Here is a 16,320-nt window from a genome sequence, read left to right on the forward strand (position 1 = left end):
CGCCCCAAACGCCGCCGACGCGACGCCTTCGCGCGGTCTGCGCGGGCGTCGGATAGAATGACAGGATGCTTCGGCGCGTCGCGCGCCGCATCCACCCATCCCGCCGAACCAGGAGGTTCCCCATGGCCGGACGTAACCAGGGCATCATCGACCCGCCCATCGACGCGCTGCTCGACAAGGTCGACTCGAAGTACCAGCTCGTGATCTACGCATCCAAGCGGGCGCGTCAGATCAACGACTACTACTCCGACCTGCACGAGGGAAACCTCTTCGACAACGTCGGCCCCCTCGTCGACTCCACGGTCGAAGACAAGCCGCTCACCATCGCGCTGCACGAGATCCACGAAGACAAGCTGCGTCTGCGCGCTGCGGAGTAATCCACATCAACAGCGCACACGTGATCTGTTCACAGATGTGACGATGCCCCGGGCGGCTCACCGCCGCCCGGGGCATACTTGTGCCCGTTCCCCCTCGCTCACCCCGCTCGCTCACCCCACGGAGTCGTCTTGACCGACCTGCGCCTGTTCACGTCCGAGTCCGTCACCGAAGGACACCCCGACAAGATCTGCGACCAGATCTCGGACAGCATCCTCGATGCGATCCTGACCGACGACCCGACGGGGCGCGTCGCGGTCGAGACGCTCGTCACCACGGGTCTCGTCCACGTCGCCGGAGAGGTGTCGACGAGCGCTTACGTCGAGATCCCGGCGATCGTGCGCGACGTGGTCACCCGCATCGGCTACACGTCGAGCGAGACGGGCTTCGACGGCGACTCGTGCGGCGTGTCCATTTCGATCGGGGCGCAGTCCTCCGACATCGCCGCGGGCGTCAACAAGGCCTTCGAGCAGCGTGAGCGCGGTTCCGTCGACCCTCGCGATCTCCAGGGCGCGGGCGACCAGGGCATCATGTTCGGCTTCGCGACCAACGAGACGCCGCAGCTCATGCCGATGGCGGCGTGGACCGCGCACCGCATCGCCGAGCGCCTGGCATCCGTCCGCAAGAACGGCACGCTGCCGTTCCTTCGCCCCGACGGCAAGACCCAGGTGACACTGGGGTACGACGGTCACACCCCGCGCACCGTCGACTCCGTCGTCCTCTCGACCCAGCACCACCCCGACATCTCGCAGGAAGACCTGCGGGCGCAGGTCCAGGCCGAGGTCATCGACCCGGTGCTCGCTGAGACGGGGCTCGAGCTGCCCGACGTGAAGTACTACATCAACCCGGCGGGTCCCTTCGTCATCGGCGGGCCCAAGGGCGACGCCGGGCTCACCGGGCGCAAGATCATCATCGACACCTACGGCGGCGCCTCCCGTCACGGTGGCGGCGCGTTCAGCGGCAAAGACCCGTCCAAGGTCGACCGTTCGGCCGCCTACGCCATGCGGTGGGTCGCGAAGAACGCCGTCGCGGCGGGGCTCGCCGACCGCCTCGAGGTGCAGATCGCCTACGCGATCGGCAAGGCCAACCCCGTGGGCCTCTACGTGGAGTCGTTCGGCACCGCTCACGTGGACGATGAGGTGATCGTCCGCGCGATCCGCGATGTGTTCGACCTGCGTCCGAAGGCGATCGTCGAGCAGCTCGACCTGCTCCGCCCGATCTACGCGCAGACGGCGACGTACGGCCACTTCGGCCGCGAGCTGCCCGACTTCACCTGGGAGCGCACAGACCGCGTCGACGAGCTGCGCGCCGCCGCCGGGCTCTGACCGTGCGGGCGGGCGGCGCGAGGTGGGGCGGGAGCCCCGCCCGGCGCGCGGCGCACCCCGGGGGAGCGACGTCAGCGGCGCCGAGAGGGTGCGCTCGTGAGTGAACGTCGCGTCGCACGCGTGCAGCTCGAGTCTCCCGTGCCGCAGCTCGACCGCCTCTTCGACTACGCGGTGCCCCACCCCCTCGTGGCGGATATCGCCCCGGGAGTGCGGGTGAAGGTGCCGTTGCGCTCCGCGGGACGCATGATGGATGCCTTCGTCGTCGATGTCGTCGCGGACGACGGCACGGAGCGCCCGCTGTCGTCGGTCGAAACCGTCGTGTCACCGATGCCCGTGCTCCCGGAGCGGCTCTATACGCTCGCCCGGCGCGTCGCCGACCGCGCCGCAGGTTCGGTGAGCGACGTGCTGCGCCTCGCCGTGCCCAAGCGCATGGTCCGCGCCGAGAAGGCCTGGGCCGCCGCGCCACCACCCCAGACGCCCGAGGTCGTCCCCGCCGCGCGCGAGCGGTCCGCGGCCCTGATGAAGCCGTACCCCGGCCTCGCCGACGCCCTCGACGGCGGCGAGCGCCTCGCTCTCGACGCACCGCCCTACCCGCACCCCGAGCTCCCGCGCGGCGCCTGGGCCGATCTGCTCGCCGCAGCGGCGGTCCACACCCTGGCGCGGGGCAAGAGTGCCGTCCTCGTCGTACCCGACTACCGTGACCAGGCGCAGCTGCTCGCGGCGCTGAGCGAGCTGGTGACTCCGGATGCCATCGTCCGAGACGACGCGGATCAGTCCGGCCCCGCCCGCTACGCGCAGTACCTCCGCACCCTGGCGCTCGTGCCGTGCATCGTCGTGGGCCGTCGTTCCGGCGTCTACGCTCCGGCGCACGACACCGGCCTGGTGGCCATCTGGGACGACGGCGACTCCCTGCTGTCGGAGCCGCTCGCCCCCGGTGTCCATGCCCGCGACGCCGCTCTCGTGCGCCAAGAGCTCGAGGGGTCGGCCCTCGTCTTCGCCGGGCACACGCGCACGACCGACGTCCAACGTCTCGTCGACGTCGGGTACGTGCGCGAGATCGCCCCCTCTCGGCGCGCGAGCCCTCGCGTCGTGCTGAGCGCCACGCGCGAGGGGGAGCAGCGTCAGGCGCGCGTGCCGTCGTCGGCGTTCGCGGCCGCGCGCGAGGCGTTGCAGAGCGGTCCGGTGCTCGTGCAGGTCGCACGGCCCGGGTACGCTCCGTCCCTGGTGTGCGCGGACTGCCGTCGTCCCGCCCGCTGTCAACACTGTGCAGGGCCCCTGCGAGCCGCTCGGCCCGGTGCCGTCCCGGTCTGCGCGTGGTGCGGGCGCAGCGCGCATGCCTGGACGTGCGGGCACTGCCGCTCGACCAAACTGCGCATGGCGTCCTCCGGCAGCGAGCGCACCGCAGACGAACTGGGGCGCGCGTTCCCGAACACCCGCGTGATCATCGCCGACGGCGCCCACCCCGTCGCCGAGGTCGACGGCCATCCCGCCCTGGTCATCGCCACCCGCGGAGCCGAACCGATCGCCCGCGGAGGCTATCGCGCCGTCATCCTGCTCGACGGCGACCGCATGCTCCAGAACGAAGCCCTCCGCATCGGCGAGAGCTGCCTCCGCTGGTGGTCGAACGCCGCAGCTCTGGCCGCACCGGGGGCACCGGTCCATCTGGTCGGGGTGGCCGGCCCGGTCGCTCGCGCATTGGCGACGTGGACGCAGCCCGCGTACGCCCGCGCCGAGCTTGCGGACCGGGTACCGCTGCGGATGCCTCCCGCCGTCCGTGTCGCGAGCGTCGACGGACGCGCCCGCAACGTCGACACCCTTCTGTCGTCGCTGCGCGAAACGGTGCCCGACCTCGACCCACTCGCGATCCTGGGTCCAGTGGACACATCCGAATCGCCCGACGTGTCGACCTCTCGCGCGCTGGTGCGTTTCGACTACGCGCACGGCAAGGCTGTGGCCGAGGCGTTACGCGCCGGCGTCATCGCCGACGCCCTCCGCGCTCGTACCTCCCGCAAAGATCGCGGACCGAAGCAGCGCAGTACGCTCAGAGTTCGTCTCGACATCCCCGAGCCCGACCTCTGAGCGGCGTGCGACCCCGTCCGTCCGCTCCCGAGAGTCTGAGGAGACCCATGCGCCTCGTCTTCGCCGGCACCCCCGCCGTCGCCGTTCCCTCACTGCGAGCCCTGGCATCCGGCCCGCACGAGATCGCGGCCGTCGTCACCCGCGGCGACGCCCCCCTCGGACGCAAACGCGTGTTGACACCGTCACCCGTCGCGCAGGCGGCCGTCGACCTCGGCCTCCCCGTCATCAAGGCCGACCGCCTCGACGCCGAGACGACCGAGCGCATCACCGCGCTCGAGCCGGACCTGGGAGTGATCGTCGCGTACGGCGGGCTCGTGCGGGAGCCCCTGCTGACGACCCCGACGAACGGGTGGATCAACCTGCACTTCTCGCTCCTTCCGCGGTGGCGAGGGGCCGCGCCGGTGCAGCGCGCTCTCATCGCGGGCGACACGGTGACCGGCGCCAGCGTGTTCCAGCTCGTGGCCGCCCTCGACGCCGGCGATGTCTTCGCCGAGGAGCGCTACGAGATCCCCGGCGACGCGACGGCGGCCGAGGTGCTCGACGACCTCGCCGGAATCGGCGCTCCGCTTCTCGCCCGGGTGGTCGACGCCATCGCCGGCGGCACGGCCGTCAGCGCACCGCAACAGGGCGAGCCGACCCTCGCCCCCAAGCTCACGCTCGAGGATGGTGCGCTCGATTTCACACAGGATGCCGATGTCCTCCTGCATCGGATCGCCGGGGTCACGCCCGAGCCGGGCGCGCACACCACCCTCGACGGCGCGCGCTTCAAAGTGCTGCGCGCCGTGAGCACCGATGAGCCGCCCCTTCCGCCCGGCCGGGTCACGGCATCCGGCAAGAACGTGATCGTCGGAACCGGATCCCGCCCGCTCCGCCTTGTCACCGTCCAGCCGGCGGGTAAGGGGGCGATGGCGGCGGGCGACTGGTTCCGCGGTCTGCGGACGAGCGAGCCGGTGCTGGGCGCATGAGCGTGCAGGGAGCGCGCGCCGTCGCGTACGAGGTTCTCCGGGCGGTCTCGGGTGACGAGGCGTACGCCAACCTGTTGCTGCCGCACGCGATCGTGCGGGCGAACCTGGATGCCAAGGACGCGGGCCTCGCGACCGAACTGACCTATGGCACCCTCCGGCGCCGGGGGACGTACGACGCGATCATCGCCCTCGCCGCCGACCGCAGCGTCGAACGCATCGATCCCGCCGTGCTCGACGCCCTGCGCCTCGGCGTACACCAGCTGCTGTCGACCCGTGTCGCCTCGCACGCCGCCGTGAACGAGTCGGTCGAACTGGCGCGTCGTCACGGGGGAGGGAAGGGCGCCGCCGGCTTCGCCAACGCCGTGCTGCGGCGCGTCTCGCGCGATACCCCGGGCGAGTGGATGGACCGCATCGCCGCGGCCGCGCGCAGCGACGACGAGCGCATCGGCGTCACCACCTCGCACCCGGTCTGGATCGTCCGGGCCCTGCGCCGCGCGCTCACGGCCGAGGGTCGTGCCGACGAGCTCGCCGAGCTGCTCGATGCCGACAATGTCGCTCCGCGGGTGGCGATGGTCGCCCTCCCCGGTCTCGCTGAGGCCCCCGACGACGCCACGGCCGCGCGCTTCGCCCCGACCGCGTTCACGACGCACGGCGGGGGAGACCCCGAGGGTCTCATCTGCGCGAGCGAGGGACGGATCCGCGTGCAGGACGAGGGGTCCCAGCTCGCCGCGCTCGCCCTGAGCCGGGCGCTGCCGGTGCGGGACGGCGAACGCTGGCTCGACCTCTGCGCGGGCCCCGGCGGGAAGACCGCCCTGCTCGCGGCGGAGGCCCTCGCGCACGGGGCGCAGCTCGATGCGAACGAGATCGCGCCCGCGCGGGCCGGACTGGTGCGGCAGGCCGTGGCATCCGTTCCCGTCGACGTGCCGGTCAGCGAGGAAGACGGACGGCAGCGCGCCGCGCGGAGTCCCGAGCAGTACGACCGCATCCTCGTCGACGCGCCGTGCACGGGCATCGGTGCGCTCCGACGTCGGCCGGAGGCACGGTGGCGCAAGGTCCCGTCCGACGTCCCCGACCTGACCGCGCTGCAGCAGGAGCTCGTCCTGGCCGCGTTCGAGGCGCTCAAACCCGGCGGCGTCGTGGCGTACGTGACGTGCTCGCCCCACCTCGCCGAGACCTCGGGCGTTCTCGCCGAGGTCAAGCGCACCCTCGGGGACGCGGTCGAAGAACTCGACGCCCGGGCCGTCGTGCGTTCGGTGGCGCTGCACGAGATCGACCTGCCCGACCAGGCGGACGGCTCGCTCCGCGCGCAGCTGTGGCCCCACCGGCACGGAACGGACGCGATGTCGATCGCGCTCCTGCGCAAGCGCTGACATCGTCTGCGGCACGCACGTGCCCATAATGGTCGGGTGCCTACCGACGCCCCGCGCATCAATCCGAGCATCCTGGCCGCCGACTTCGTGAACATGGAGGCCGAGCTCGCGCGCATCGCGGGTGCCGACTTCGTGCACGTCGACGTGATGGACAACCACTTCGTGCCGAACCTCACGTTCGGGCCGCAGATGGTGGGGCGCATCCAGGAGACGAGCCCGGTCCCGCTCGACGTGCACCTCATGATCGACGACCCCGATCGGTGGGCTCCCGCGTACGCCGAGCTGGGGGCGGCCTCGGTGACGTTCCACCTCGAGGCCGCGGCATCCCCGATCACCCTCGCCCGGCAGCTGCGGTCGATCGGAGCGCGGGCCGGTGTGGCTGTGAAGCCGGGCACTCCCGTCGAGAACCTCTTCGACTCGCTGAACGAATTCGACCAGATCCTCGTCATGACCGTCGAGCCGGGATTCGGCGGTCAGTCGTTCATGCCCGAGACCATGCCGAAGCTGCGCGCCCTCGCCGACGAGGCGAAGCGCCGCGGATCGAGCGTGTGGCTCCAGGTCGACGGCGGCATCGGCGAGTCGACGATCGCCCAGGCCGCCGAGGCGGGCGCCGACACGTTCGTCGCGGGATCCGCCGTCTTCGGCGCCGACGACCCCGACCGGGCGATCGAGTCGCTCCGCGCCGCCGCGGCGCGCCACCGCCACTGACGCGCGCCACCGCCCAGTGAGGCGCGCCAGCCCCCACGGACGCGCGCCACCGCCACTCACGCGCGCCACCGCCGCTGAGGCGCGCCACCCGCCCATAAACGCAATCCACACGCAGAAACACGCTCTCCTCGCGTTTCTGTGCGCAGACAGCGTTTATGCGCGCCCGCAGCAGCCTCGCACCATTGCGAGCGCGCCCGCGCCTCTGCCCGTCGAAGGCACGCGAAGGGATGCCACGACCCCGGCGAACCGCCCGCGGACGGCCCCACCCCCGCCGACCCGATACCCTGGAAGCGTGAAGACCTTCGACGACCTGTTCGCGGAACTCAGCGCCAAGGCCGTCGAGCGACCCGAGGGGTCGGGAACGGTCGCGCAGCTCGACGCCGGCGTGCACGCCATCGGCAAGAAGATCGTCGAAGAGGCCGCCGAGGTGTGGATGGCCGCCGAGTACGAGTCCGACGCCGCCGCGGCCGAAGAGATCTCGCAGCTGCTCTACCACCTGCAGACGCTCATGCTGGCGAAGGGCCTGACGCTCGAGGACGTCTACCGACATCTCTGAGCCGCTCTCGCCTCCCACACGCTCACGAACCACGAAAGCCCCCGTCATGCTGCGAATCGCCGTGCCGAACAAGGGGTCGCTCGCCGAGACCGCCGCCGAGATGCTCTCGGAGGCCGGATACACCGGACGACGCGACTCGAAAGACCTCTACACCGTCGACCCCGTCAACGAGGTCGAGTTCTTCTACCTCCGCCCCCGTGACATCGCGACCTACGTCGGCTCCGGCGCGCTCGACGTCGGCATCACGGGTCGCGACCTGCTGCTCGATGCCCGCATGCCCGGCGCCCGCGAGGTCGAATCGCTCGGCTTCGCCGGCTCCACCTTCCGCTTCGCGGGCCGCCCCGGCCGCTTCACCGACGTCCAGGACCTCGAGGGCCTCCGCGTCGCGACCGCCTACCCGGGCCTCGTCGACGCGTTCCTCGACGAGCGCGGTATCGCGGTCGACATCGTGCCCCTCGACGGTGCGGTCGAATCCGCCGTCCAGCTCGGAGTGGCGGATGCCGTCGCCGACGTCGTCTCGACCGGCACGACGCTGCGTCAGGCGGGGCTCGAGATCTTCGGGCCGGTGCTCCTCGAGAGCGACGCCGTGCTCATCTCCGGACCGAACGATGCCGAGGGCACCGAAACGCTCCTGCGCCGTCTGCGCGGGGTGCTCGCCGCGCGCAAGTACGTGCTCGTCGATTACGACCTGCCCGCCAACCTCGTCGACCAGGCCATCGCGGTCGCGCCGGGCCTCGAATCGCCGACGATCTCCCCGCTGCGCGACCCCGAGTGGGTGGCCGTGCGCGTGATGAGCCCGCGCCGTGACGTCAACCGCGTCATGGACGAGCTGTACGCGATCGGCGCGCGCGCGATCCTCGTCACCGAGATCCTCGCCGCGAGGCTCTGATGACCCTCGCGCGCCGCGTCATCCCGTGCCTCGACGTCGCGGGGGGCCGCGTCGTGAAGGGCGTGAACTTCCTCGACCTGCGCGACATGGGCGACCCGGTCGAGCTGGCGAAGCTCTACTTCGACCAGGGCGCTGACGAGGTCACCTTCCTCGACGTCACCGCCACGGTCGACGAGCGGTCGACGACCTATGACGTCGTCCGCCGCACCGCCGAGCAGGTCTTCATCCCCCTGACCGTCGGTGGGGGAGTGCGTTCGGCTGATGACGTGGCCCGGCTTCTCGCCGTCGGAGCCGACAAGATCGGCGTCAACTCCGCAGCGATCGCCCGCCCTGCGCTGATCGATGAAATCGCCGACCGCTTCGGCGCGCAGGTCATCGTGCTGTCGCTCGACGTCAAGCGGGCGGCATCCACACCCTCGGGCTTCGTCGTGACCACGCACGGCGGCCGCACCGAGACGACCCTCGACGCCCTCGACTGGGCCCGCGAGGCCGTCGAGCGCGGAGCCGGAGAGCTGCTCGTCAACTCGATCGACGCCGACGGCACGAAGCAGGGCTTCGATCTCGAACTCGTGCGTCTCATGCGCCAGATCGCGGCGGTCCCGGTGATCGCCTCCGGCGGCGCGGGCGCCCTGGAGCACTTCGCCCCCGCGGTGCAAGCCGGTGCCGACGCCGTGCTCGCGGCATCCGTGTTCCACTCCGGTCAGCTCACCGTCGGACAGGTGAAAGACGCCATGGCCGCCGAAGGAATCGAGGTGCGCCGATGAGCGTCGACCGCGTCACGTACAACGCCGACGGCCTCGTCCCCGCCGTCATCCAGCAGTTCGACTCGCGCGAGGTGCTGATGATGGGGTGGATGGATGCCGAGGCCCTGAACCGCACGCTCACCACCGGCCGTGTGACCTTCTGGTCGCGCTCGCGTCAGGAGTACTGGCGGAAGGGCGATACGTCGGGTCACATCCAGATCGTCAAGGGTGCGCGGCTGGACTGCGACGGCGACACCCTGCTGATCGAGGTCGACCAGGTCGGCGCGGCATGCCACACGGGTGACCACACCTGCTTCGACGCCGACGACCTGCACCCGGTCGTGGGGGAGCGCTGATGCGGCGTCCCCGCTCGCTCGCCGTCGTCGCGATGCTCCTCGCCGGAGCGATCGGCGTCATCGGATCGACCCAGACCTGGATCGACGTCACCCTCGACGACGGCGCGCAGCAGACCCTCGCCGTGCCGGGCTCGGACGCCCTCCCCGTCCTGACGCCCTTGAGCCTGGCCGCGCTGGCGCTCGGTGCCGCGTTGTCGATCGCAGGCCCCGTCGTGCGGTACGTCTTCGGCGCGATCGGTCTCGCGATCGCCGTCCTCCTCGGCTTCGGCGCCGCACAGATCGTCTTCGCCACGCCGGTTTCGGCCACGGCCGCGACGGTGACCGACGCCACGGGGATCTCGGGAGTGGATGCCGTCGGCGACCTCGTCGCGGGACTCTCGCTGACCCCGTGGCCCGCGGTCACGCTGGTCGCCCAGGTCCTGCTCGCGGCTGCCGCCGTCTTCACGCTCGTGACCGCGCGTCGGTGGGGGTCGAATGCGGGCCGGAAGTACCGCACGACCGGCGACTCCGCGGCGGAAGCCTCGCGCCCGCAAGACGCGATCGACTCGTGGGACGATCTGTCGCGCGGGGACGACCCGACTGCCTGAAGCATTCTCCGCCTGAGTGTTGAATTCAGACTTGCTGTGATTTAGCTGAACACGATAGCTTTGCGCCAGGGATCCGGCCGGTGCGTTTCGCGGCCTGATCTCCGGGCGGGGCGCTACCCGAGCGCGGACCCGCATATGGGGGAGTCAGCATGCGCGCGCGCCGCTATCCGTACGTCCACTTGCGTCTACGAGGGGCACGCAACAATCACCGCGCCGCTGCGGCGATGCTCATCGCTGTCGCGCTCAGCATGGGGAGCGTGCCCGCCGCCTGGGCTGACCCGACACCGTCGCCGACGTCGACCGTACGCACGAATGCCGCAGCCTTCACCGTGACGCCGAAGCCGACCTTCACCGGGTCGATGACGGTGGGCTCGAAGCTGACCGCGGTCACGGGGACGTGGAAGCCCGCGCCGGACTCGTTCGCGTACCAGTGGCGACGCAACGGAACGCTGATCGCCGGTGCCACCGCCCCGACATACAAGCTGGCCGCCCAAGACGCGGGCACGAAGATTACCGTGACGGCCATCGGCATTAAGACCGGGTACCCCCGCACCTCGGTCACGAGCGACGCCAAAGCGGCCACGACGGCCTCATTCACCACAGCGCCCGCACCGACCATCACCGGGAAGGCCGCAATCGGCTCGACTCTGACCGGCGCGACAGGGACGTGGACGCCGACGCCCGGCACCTTCACCTATCAGTGGAAGCGGGGCGGGGCAGCGATCTCGGGAGCGACCGCGACGACGTACCGCGTGGTCGCCGCAGATGCGGGAGCATCGATCACCCTGACCGTGACGGCGTCGGCTCCCGGGTACAGGACGACGGCTCGGACCAGTTCGGCTGTCGCGATTCCCGCACGCACATTCACGACGACTCCCGTTCCGACGTACAGCGGCAAGATGACCGTCGGATCGACCCTCACGGCAGCGCCGGGCACCTGGGCACCGGTGCCCGACTCCCTGACGTACCAGTGGAGCCGCGACGGCGCTGCAATTACGGGGGCGACGTCCCAGACCTACACGATCGCCCCCGCGGACAGCGGCAAGAAGATCACGGTCACCGTGACGGCCCGCAAAGCCGGCTACACCCCGGCGTCGAAGACCAGCGCCGCGCAGACCTCGGCTCCGGCTCCCTTCACCAGCGCTCCCTCCCCCTCGATCACCGGCACGGCGAGCGTGGGGTCGACCGTTCGGGCCGTGACCGGCACGTGGGCACCCGTGCCCGCGACATTCGCCTACCAGTGGAGGCGCAACGGAACGGCGATCGCCGGAGCGACCGCATCCACGTATCGGGTGGGGACAGCGGATGCCGGGACCCGGCTGAGTGTCAGCGTGACGGCGTCAGCTCCGGGATACGTGACGACGACCCGCGTCAGCTCGTCTACTTCGGTGCCGACGTTGACGTTCGCAACCGTTCCTGTTCCGACGTTCTCAGGCACACCGACTGTCGATTCCGTGCTCACCGCTTCCACGGGGTCGTGGGCACCCACGCCCGACTCCTACACGTTCCAGTGGAACCGGGGCAGCAGCCCGATCGCCGGCGCGACAGCGTCGACCTACCAAGTCGTCGCGGCCGACGTGGGCTCTGCGATCACCGTCACCGTGACAGCACGCAAAGCGGGTTACACCGCTGCCGCGGCGACCAGTACCGCGGCGACGGTGGGCGCGGCGACCTTCACGAGCGCCCCGACGCCTGCGGTGACGGGGCTGGCCCGCGTGGGGGGAACCCTGTTCGGCGTAGTGGGGACCTGGGCACCCCAGCCGAGCAAGCTGACGTACCAGTGGACGCGTAATGGCATCGCCATCCCGGGCGCGACGTCGACCGCCTATCTCGTGACCACGGAGGATCGCGGCGCCCAGCTGCGATTCACGGTCACGGGGTCGAAGGCCGGATACACGACGCTGAAGCGGATGAGTGCCGCCCAGACGGTTCCTGGCGTCTTCTCCTCCACCCCGACGCCGCGCATCTCCGGCACGATCGAGATCGGCAAGACGGTGACCGCCTCGACGGGAACGTGGACTCCGACCCCGGACTCGTTCGGCTACCAGTGGAAGCGCAACGGTACAGCGATCAACGGCGCGACATCGAAGACCTATGCGATCACGCAGGCTGACGCGGGAGCCAAACTCACCGTCACGGTCACCGGCATGAAGGCGAACTACGCTTCGACGAGCAAGACCAGCACGGATAAGCTCGTCCCGTCGACGGTGATCGTGCGCGTGACGAGCGACATCGTCGCGGACACGACCTGGGCCCCGACATTCCCGACGGTGTACGTCGTCTCGAAGGATGTCTCGGTGGCTCCCGGTTCGACGCTCACGATCGCGGCGGGCACTGTCGTAAAATTCGCGGAAAACACGACGTTCATGGTTGAGGGTTCGTTGGTCGTGAATGGCACGTCGGCGGCGCCGGTGACGTTCACCTCCCTCGCCGACGACAGTGTCGGGGGAGACACCCTCGCCGACGGCGACGACACCAAACCCGAGGACAACCGCTGGAACGGCATCCACGTCAACGAAAACGCCACCCTGGTCGCCGATCAGACGCGTGTGACCTTCTCCTCCGGCATCACCTCCGACAAGAGCTCTCCCGTGGCTTCCGCTCGGGTAACCGGATCCATTGTCGATAGCAGGATCGCGTTGCACTCCTCCGCGGGCGCGGTCACCGTCACGGGCACGACCGTTCGCGGATCGATTGGTGCGTCCAGCCGAGGCGGCGCAACCACCGTGACCAACAACACCGTCAGTCGCGACACCTCGAACGAGGATTGGGACGGGGGCGGATTCGTCACGGTCACCCGCGCGGACGGCTTCGACGCCGCCTACCCGCTGAACGTCACCGGGAACACGATCACGAACGGATCGCTCACGGTGGTTTCCGCCAACAACAGCGCACAAGCCGCGCCGATCAAGGTGACCGGAAACACCATCTCCGAAGCAGTCGAGACACCCCTCACCGTCGCCGACGTGAAACTTCGTCCCTCCAACGTCCTCGCCAACACCCTCCGCAACAACACGATCAACGCCATCGCCCTCTCCGGGACACTCGTCGAGAACTGGACCCTGCCCACCACAGGCCCCCGACTCATCCTCAACCGAGATCTCTCCTACTACGACAGCAGCGTCGACGGCGGCATCCGAATCAGCGCCGGAACAACACTCACCGCCCCCGCCGGCACGACCGTCAAGGCCGAGGACAATGTCGGAATCACGGTTGAGGGTTCGTTGGTCGTGAATGGCACGTCGGCGGCGCCGGTGACGTTCACCTCCCTCGCCGACGACAGTGTCGGGGGAGACACCCTCGCCGACGGCGACGACACCAAACCCGAGGACAACCGCTGGAACGGCATCCACGTCAACGAAAACGCCACCCTGGTCGCCGATCAGACGCGTGTGACCTTCTCCTCCGGCATCACCTCCGACAAGAGCTCTCCCGTGGCTTCCGCTCGGGTAACCGGATCCATTGTCGATAGCAGGATCGCGTTGCACTCCTCCGCGGGCGCGGTCACCGTCACGGGCACGACCGTTCGCGGATCGATTGGTGCGTCCAGCCGAGGCGGCGCAACCACCGTGACCAACAACACCGTCAGTCGCGACACCTCGAACGAGGATTGGGACGGGGGCGGATTCGTCACGGTCACCCGCGCGGACGGCTTCGACGCCGCCTACCCGCTGAACGTCACCGGGAACACGATCACGAACGGATCGCTCACGGTGGTTTCCGCCAACAACAGCGCACAAGCCGCGCCGATCAAGGTGACCGGAAACACCATCTCCGAAGCAGTCGAGACACCCCTCACCGTCGCCGACGTGAAACTTCGTCCCTCCAACGTCCTCGCCAACACCCTCCGCAACAACACGATCAACGCCATCGCCCTCTCCGGGACACTCGTCGAGAACTGGACCCTGCCCACCACAGGCCCCCGACTCATCCTCAACCGAGATCTCTCCTACTACGACAGCAGCGTCGACGGCGGCATCCGAATCAGCGCCGGAACAACACTCACCGCCCCCGCCGGCACGACCGTCAAGGCCGAGGACAATGTCGGAATCACGGTTGAGGGTTCGTTGGTCGTGAATGGCACGTCGGCGGCGCCGGTGACGTTCACCTCCCTCGCCGACGACAGTGTCGGGGGAGACACCCTCGCCGACGGCGACGACACCAAACCCGAGGACAACCGCTGGAACGGCATCCACGTCAACGAAAACGCCACCCTGGTCGCCGATCAGACGCGTGTGACCTTCTCCTCCGGCATCACCTCCGACAAGAGCTCTCCCGTGGCTTCCGCTCGGGTAACCGGATCCATTGTCGATAGCAGGATCGCGTTGCACTCCTCCGCGGGCGCGGTCACCGTCACGGGCACGACCGTTCGCGGATCGATTGGTGCGTCCAGCCGAGGCGGCGCAACCACCGTGACCAACAACACCGTCAGTCGCGACACCTCGAACGAGGATTGGGACGGGGGCGGATTCGTCACGGTCACCCGCGCGGACGGCTTCGACGCCGCCTACCCGCTGAACGTCACCGGGAACACGATCACGAACGGATCGCTCACGGTGGTTTCCGCCAACAACAGCGCACAAGCCGCGCCGATCAAGGTGACCGGAAACACCATCTCCGAAGCAGTCGAGACACCCCTCACCGTCGCCGACGTGAAACTTCGTCCCTCCAACGTCCTCGCCAACACCCTCCGCAACAACACGATCAACGCCATCGCCCTCTCCGGGACACTCGTCGAGAACTGGACCCTGCCCACCACAGGCCCCCGACTCATCCTCAACCGAGATCTCTCCTACTACGACAGCAGCGTCGACGGCGGCATCCGAATCAGCGCCGGAACAACACTCACCGCCCCCGCCGGCACGACCGTCAAGGCCGAGGACAATGTCGGAATCACGGTTGAGGGTTCGTTGGTCGTGAATGGCACGTCGGCGGCGCCGGTGACGTTCACCTCCCTCGCCGACGACAGTGTCGGGGGAGACACCCTCGCCGACGGCGACGACACCAAACCCGAGGACAACCGCTGGAACGGCATCACCATCGGGGACGGCGGTGTGCTGTCTGGCTCGAATCTGACAGTGACCTACGCCTCGACCGCGATCTTGTCGACGGGCACGGTCGATCTCTCTTCGTCACGTCTCGAGAAGGCGTATCAGTGCATCTCAGCGCAGTCCGGGACCGTATCGATCACTGGCAGTATCCAGGGGTGCGAAGCGGGTGTGGAAGCGACCGACGGCGGACGGGTGATCGCACGAAACGTCTCTTGGGGAACCGACGACGGGCCTGAGCCGTTCGGGAAGTCCGTTCCCATCGAGGGCAACGTCGACGTCGTCCCGTGGGTCGGGTACGTCGCACCGCCGACACCACCCGTAGTTCCAGTGGCCGCTGCGCCGAGCACATGTGCTGACCTCATCGTCCTGGTGGCGCGCGGATCCGGTGAAGTCCCGAAGGGTCCGTGGAACGTGGCGTCGGACCCCGACCTCTACGATGTCCAAACATTCCAGACCACTGTTGAATCCACCTACGCACAACGAGGTGTGGGAGCGAAGATGCAGCAAGTCTTGACCGGTCAAGAGACACGTAGCGGAGAGGAGTGGCTCGTCGGCGACGCCGATAGCGGCCTGTTGAACCACCTCAGTGACGAGTACAAGAACAGCACACTGATCGTCCCCATCGTCTACCCGGCATCCGACGTCAGTCTTCTGGGCGAGGCATTCAACCTCCTCAAGCCCAAGCCCGCGAAGTTGTTGGAATACATGTCTAGCATTCGGAGCGGTACCGACGCCCTTCGCGAGACGTACGATGCGATGCGCGAGGAGTGCAGCGACGAGCAGAGCAAGTTCATCATCTCGGGTTACTCGCAGGGAGCGATGGCCGCACACATCATGCTCTCTGAGGCAGTGCTCGATGGAGAGCCGCTCGACGACGTGGCCGCCGTCGTCCTGCTGTCAGACCCGCTGCAACAACCTGGCACCTACATGATCGACGGCACTGGTAGCGGCAAGCGTGGTCTCGTAGCGTCACTGTTCGAGTTCTCCGCCGCAAGGAACCTCTGGGACGAGGCGTTCTACGGGGACTATCCGATGCAGGATGCCCGCTCGTACCCATCGGAGTTGTCGAGTCGCACGTACGCCTACTGCACCGACGGTGATCTCCTTTGCGCGCCCTACGTTGCGGGGGGTTCACGAAGCCCGTGGTTGTGGGACTACCCCAACGAAGTTCGCTCTCAGTTCGCCCAGATGGCTGGCATTCATGGCGGCTACGGGCCCTCGACGCTCCGTCCATTTGGTCAGAGCGTCGCCGAAAGTGCGTTCTGATCCAGGACAGCCCTATTGTCGAGCCGCCCACGCCGGCCCGCACCCTCTCG

Annotated in this window: 13 protein-coding genes; 12 read left to right on the forward strand and 1 reads right to left on the reverse strand. The window is 69.1% G+C overall.

Annotation, left to right across the window (positions count from 1 at the left end; genetic code table 11):
* The first annotated feature begins 122 nt into the window (after positions 1 to 122).
* The 11 genes from rpoZ (at position 123) to QE388_RS16300 (ending at position 9,953) form a co-directional block, all read left to right on the forward strand.
* On the forward strand, positions 123 to 377 hold the full coding sequence (rpoZ, locus tag QE388_RS16250) for a DNA-directed RNA polymerase subunit omega (RefSeq protein WP_013586629.1): 255 nt from the start codon (positions 123 to 125) through the stop codon (positions 375 to 377).
* 129 nt (positions 378 to 506) lie between these two features.
* A complete protein-coding gene (gene metK / locus QE388_RS16255; RefSeq protein WP_307386462.1) occupies positions 507 to 1,700 on the forward strand; it encodes a methionine adenosyltransferase in 1,194 nt (397 codons plus the stop codon).
* A gap of 96 nt (positions 1,701 to 1,796) precedes the next feature.
* Entirely contained in the window at positions 1,797 to 3,779 is a 1,983-nt protein-coding gene (locus tag QE388_RS16260; protein WP_307386464.1) for a primosomal protein N', read from the forward strand.
* Between the two features lie 47 nt (positions 3,780 to 3,826).
* Complete coding sequence (fmt, locus tag QE388_RS16265) at positions 3,827 to 4,744, forward strand: methionyl-tRNA formyltransferase (protein WP_275799570.1); 918 nt, start codon at positions 3,827 to 3,829, stop codon at positions 4,742 to 4,744.
* A complete protein-coding gene (locus tag QE388_RS16270; protein ID WP_307386467.1) occupies positions 4,741 to 6,114 on the forward strand; it encodes an RsmB/NOP family class I SAM-dependent RNA methyltransferase in 1,374 nt (457 codons plus the stop codon). Before fmt ends, QE388_RS16270 begins: the two co-directional genes overlap by 4 nt.
* Before the next feature lie 36 nt (positions 6,115 to 6,150).
* Positions 6,151 to 6,822 carry a ribulose-phosphate 3-epimerase gene (gene rpe / locus QE388_RS16275; protein ID WP_307386469.1) on the forward strand — a complete coding sequence of 224 codons (672 nt, stop codon included), beginning with the start codon at positions 6,151 to 6,153 and terminating at the stop codon, positions 6,820 to 6,822.
* A 292-nt stretch (positions 6,823 to 7,114) separates the two neighbouring features.
* Positions 7,115 to 7,378 carry a phosphoribosyl-ATP diphosphatase gene (locus tag QE388_RS16280; RefSeq protein WP_043361677.1) on the forward strand — a complete coding sequence of 88 codons (264 nt, stop codon included), beginning with the start codon at positions 7,115 to 7,117 and terminating at the stop codon, positions 7,376 to 7,378.
* Positions 7,379 to 7,424: 46 nt separating this feature from the next.
* Entirely contained in the window at positions 7,425 to 8,267 is an 843-nt protein-coding gene (gene hisG / locus QE388_RS16285; RefSeq protein WP_307386472.1) for an ATP phosphoribosyltransferase, read from the forward strand.
* On the forward strand, positions 8,267 to 9,031 hold the full coding sequence (gene hisF, locus QE388_RS16290) for an imidazole glycerol phosphate synthase subunit HisF (RefSeq protein ID WP_275799580.1): 765 nt from the start codon (positions 8,267 to 8,269) through the stop codon (positions 9,029 to 9,031). Before hisG ends, hisF begins: the two co-directional genes overlap by 1 nt.
* Positions 9,028 to 9,366, forward strand: a complete 339-nt coding sequence (gene hisI, locus QE388_RS16295) for a phosphoribosyl-AMP cyclohydrolase (RefSeq protein ID WP_058597766.1) — start codon at positions 9,028 to 9,030, stop codon at positions 9,364 to 9,366. Before hisF ends, hisI begins: the two co-directional genes overlap by 4 nt.
* The gene (locus QE388_RS16300) at positions 9,366 to 9,953 is read left to right on the forward strand and encodes a Trp biosynthesis-associated membrane protein (protein ID WP_307386474.1); all 588 of its coding nucleotides are present in this window, start codon (positions 9,366 to 9,368) and stop codon (positions 9,951 to 9,953) included. The genes hisI and QE388_RS16300 overlap by 1 nt, the downstream gene beginning before the upstream one ends.
* 205 nt (positions 9,954 to 10,158) lie before the next feature.
* Here QE388_RS16300 and QE388_RS16305 read toward each other — a convergent pair whose 3' ends face one another.
* Positions 10,159 to 10,458 (reverse strand): hypothetical protein, encoded by a 300-nt coding sequence (locus QE388_RS16305; RefSeq protein ID WP_275799584.1) that lies wholly within the window; start codon positions 10,456 to 10,458, stop codon positions 10,159 to 10,161.
* Between the two features lie 10 nt (positions 10,459 to 10,468).
* Between QE388_RS16305 and QE388_RS16310 the strand changes: the two genes are divergently transcribed.
* On the forward strand, positions 10,469 to 16,270 hold the full coding sequence (locus QE388_RS16310; RefSeq protein WP_307386476.1) for a cutinase family protein: 5,802 nt from the start codon (positions 10,469 to 10,471) through the stop codon (positions 16,268 to 16,270).
* Positions 16,271 to 16,320: the final 50 nt, after the last annotated feature.

Origin of the sequence: Microbacterium sp. SORGH_AS_0969, from assembly GCF_030818255.1 — a bacterium.
Taxonomy (GTDB): domain Bacteria; phylum Actinomycetota; class Actinomycetes; order Actinomycetales; family Microbacteriaceae; genus Microbacterium.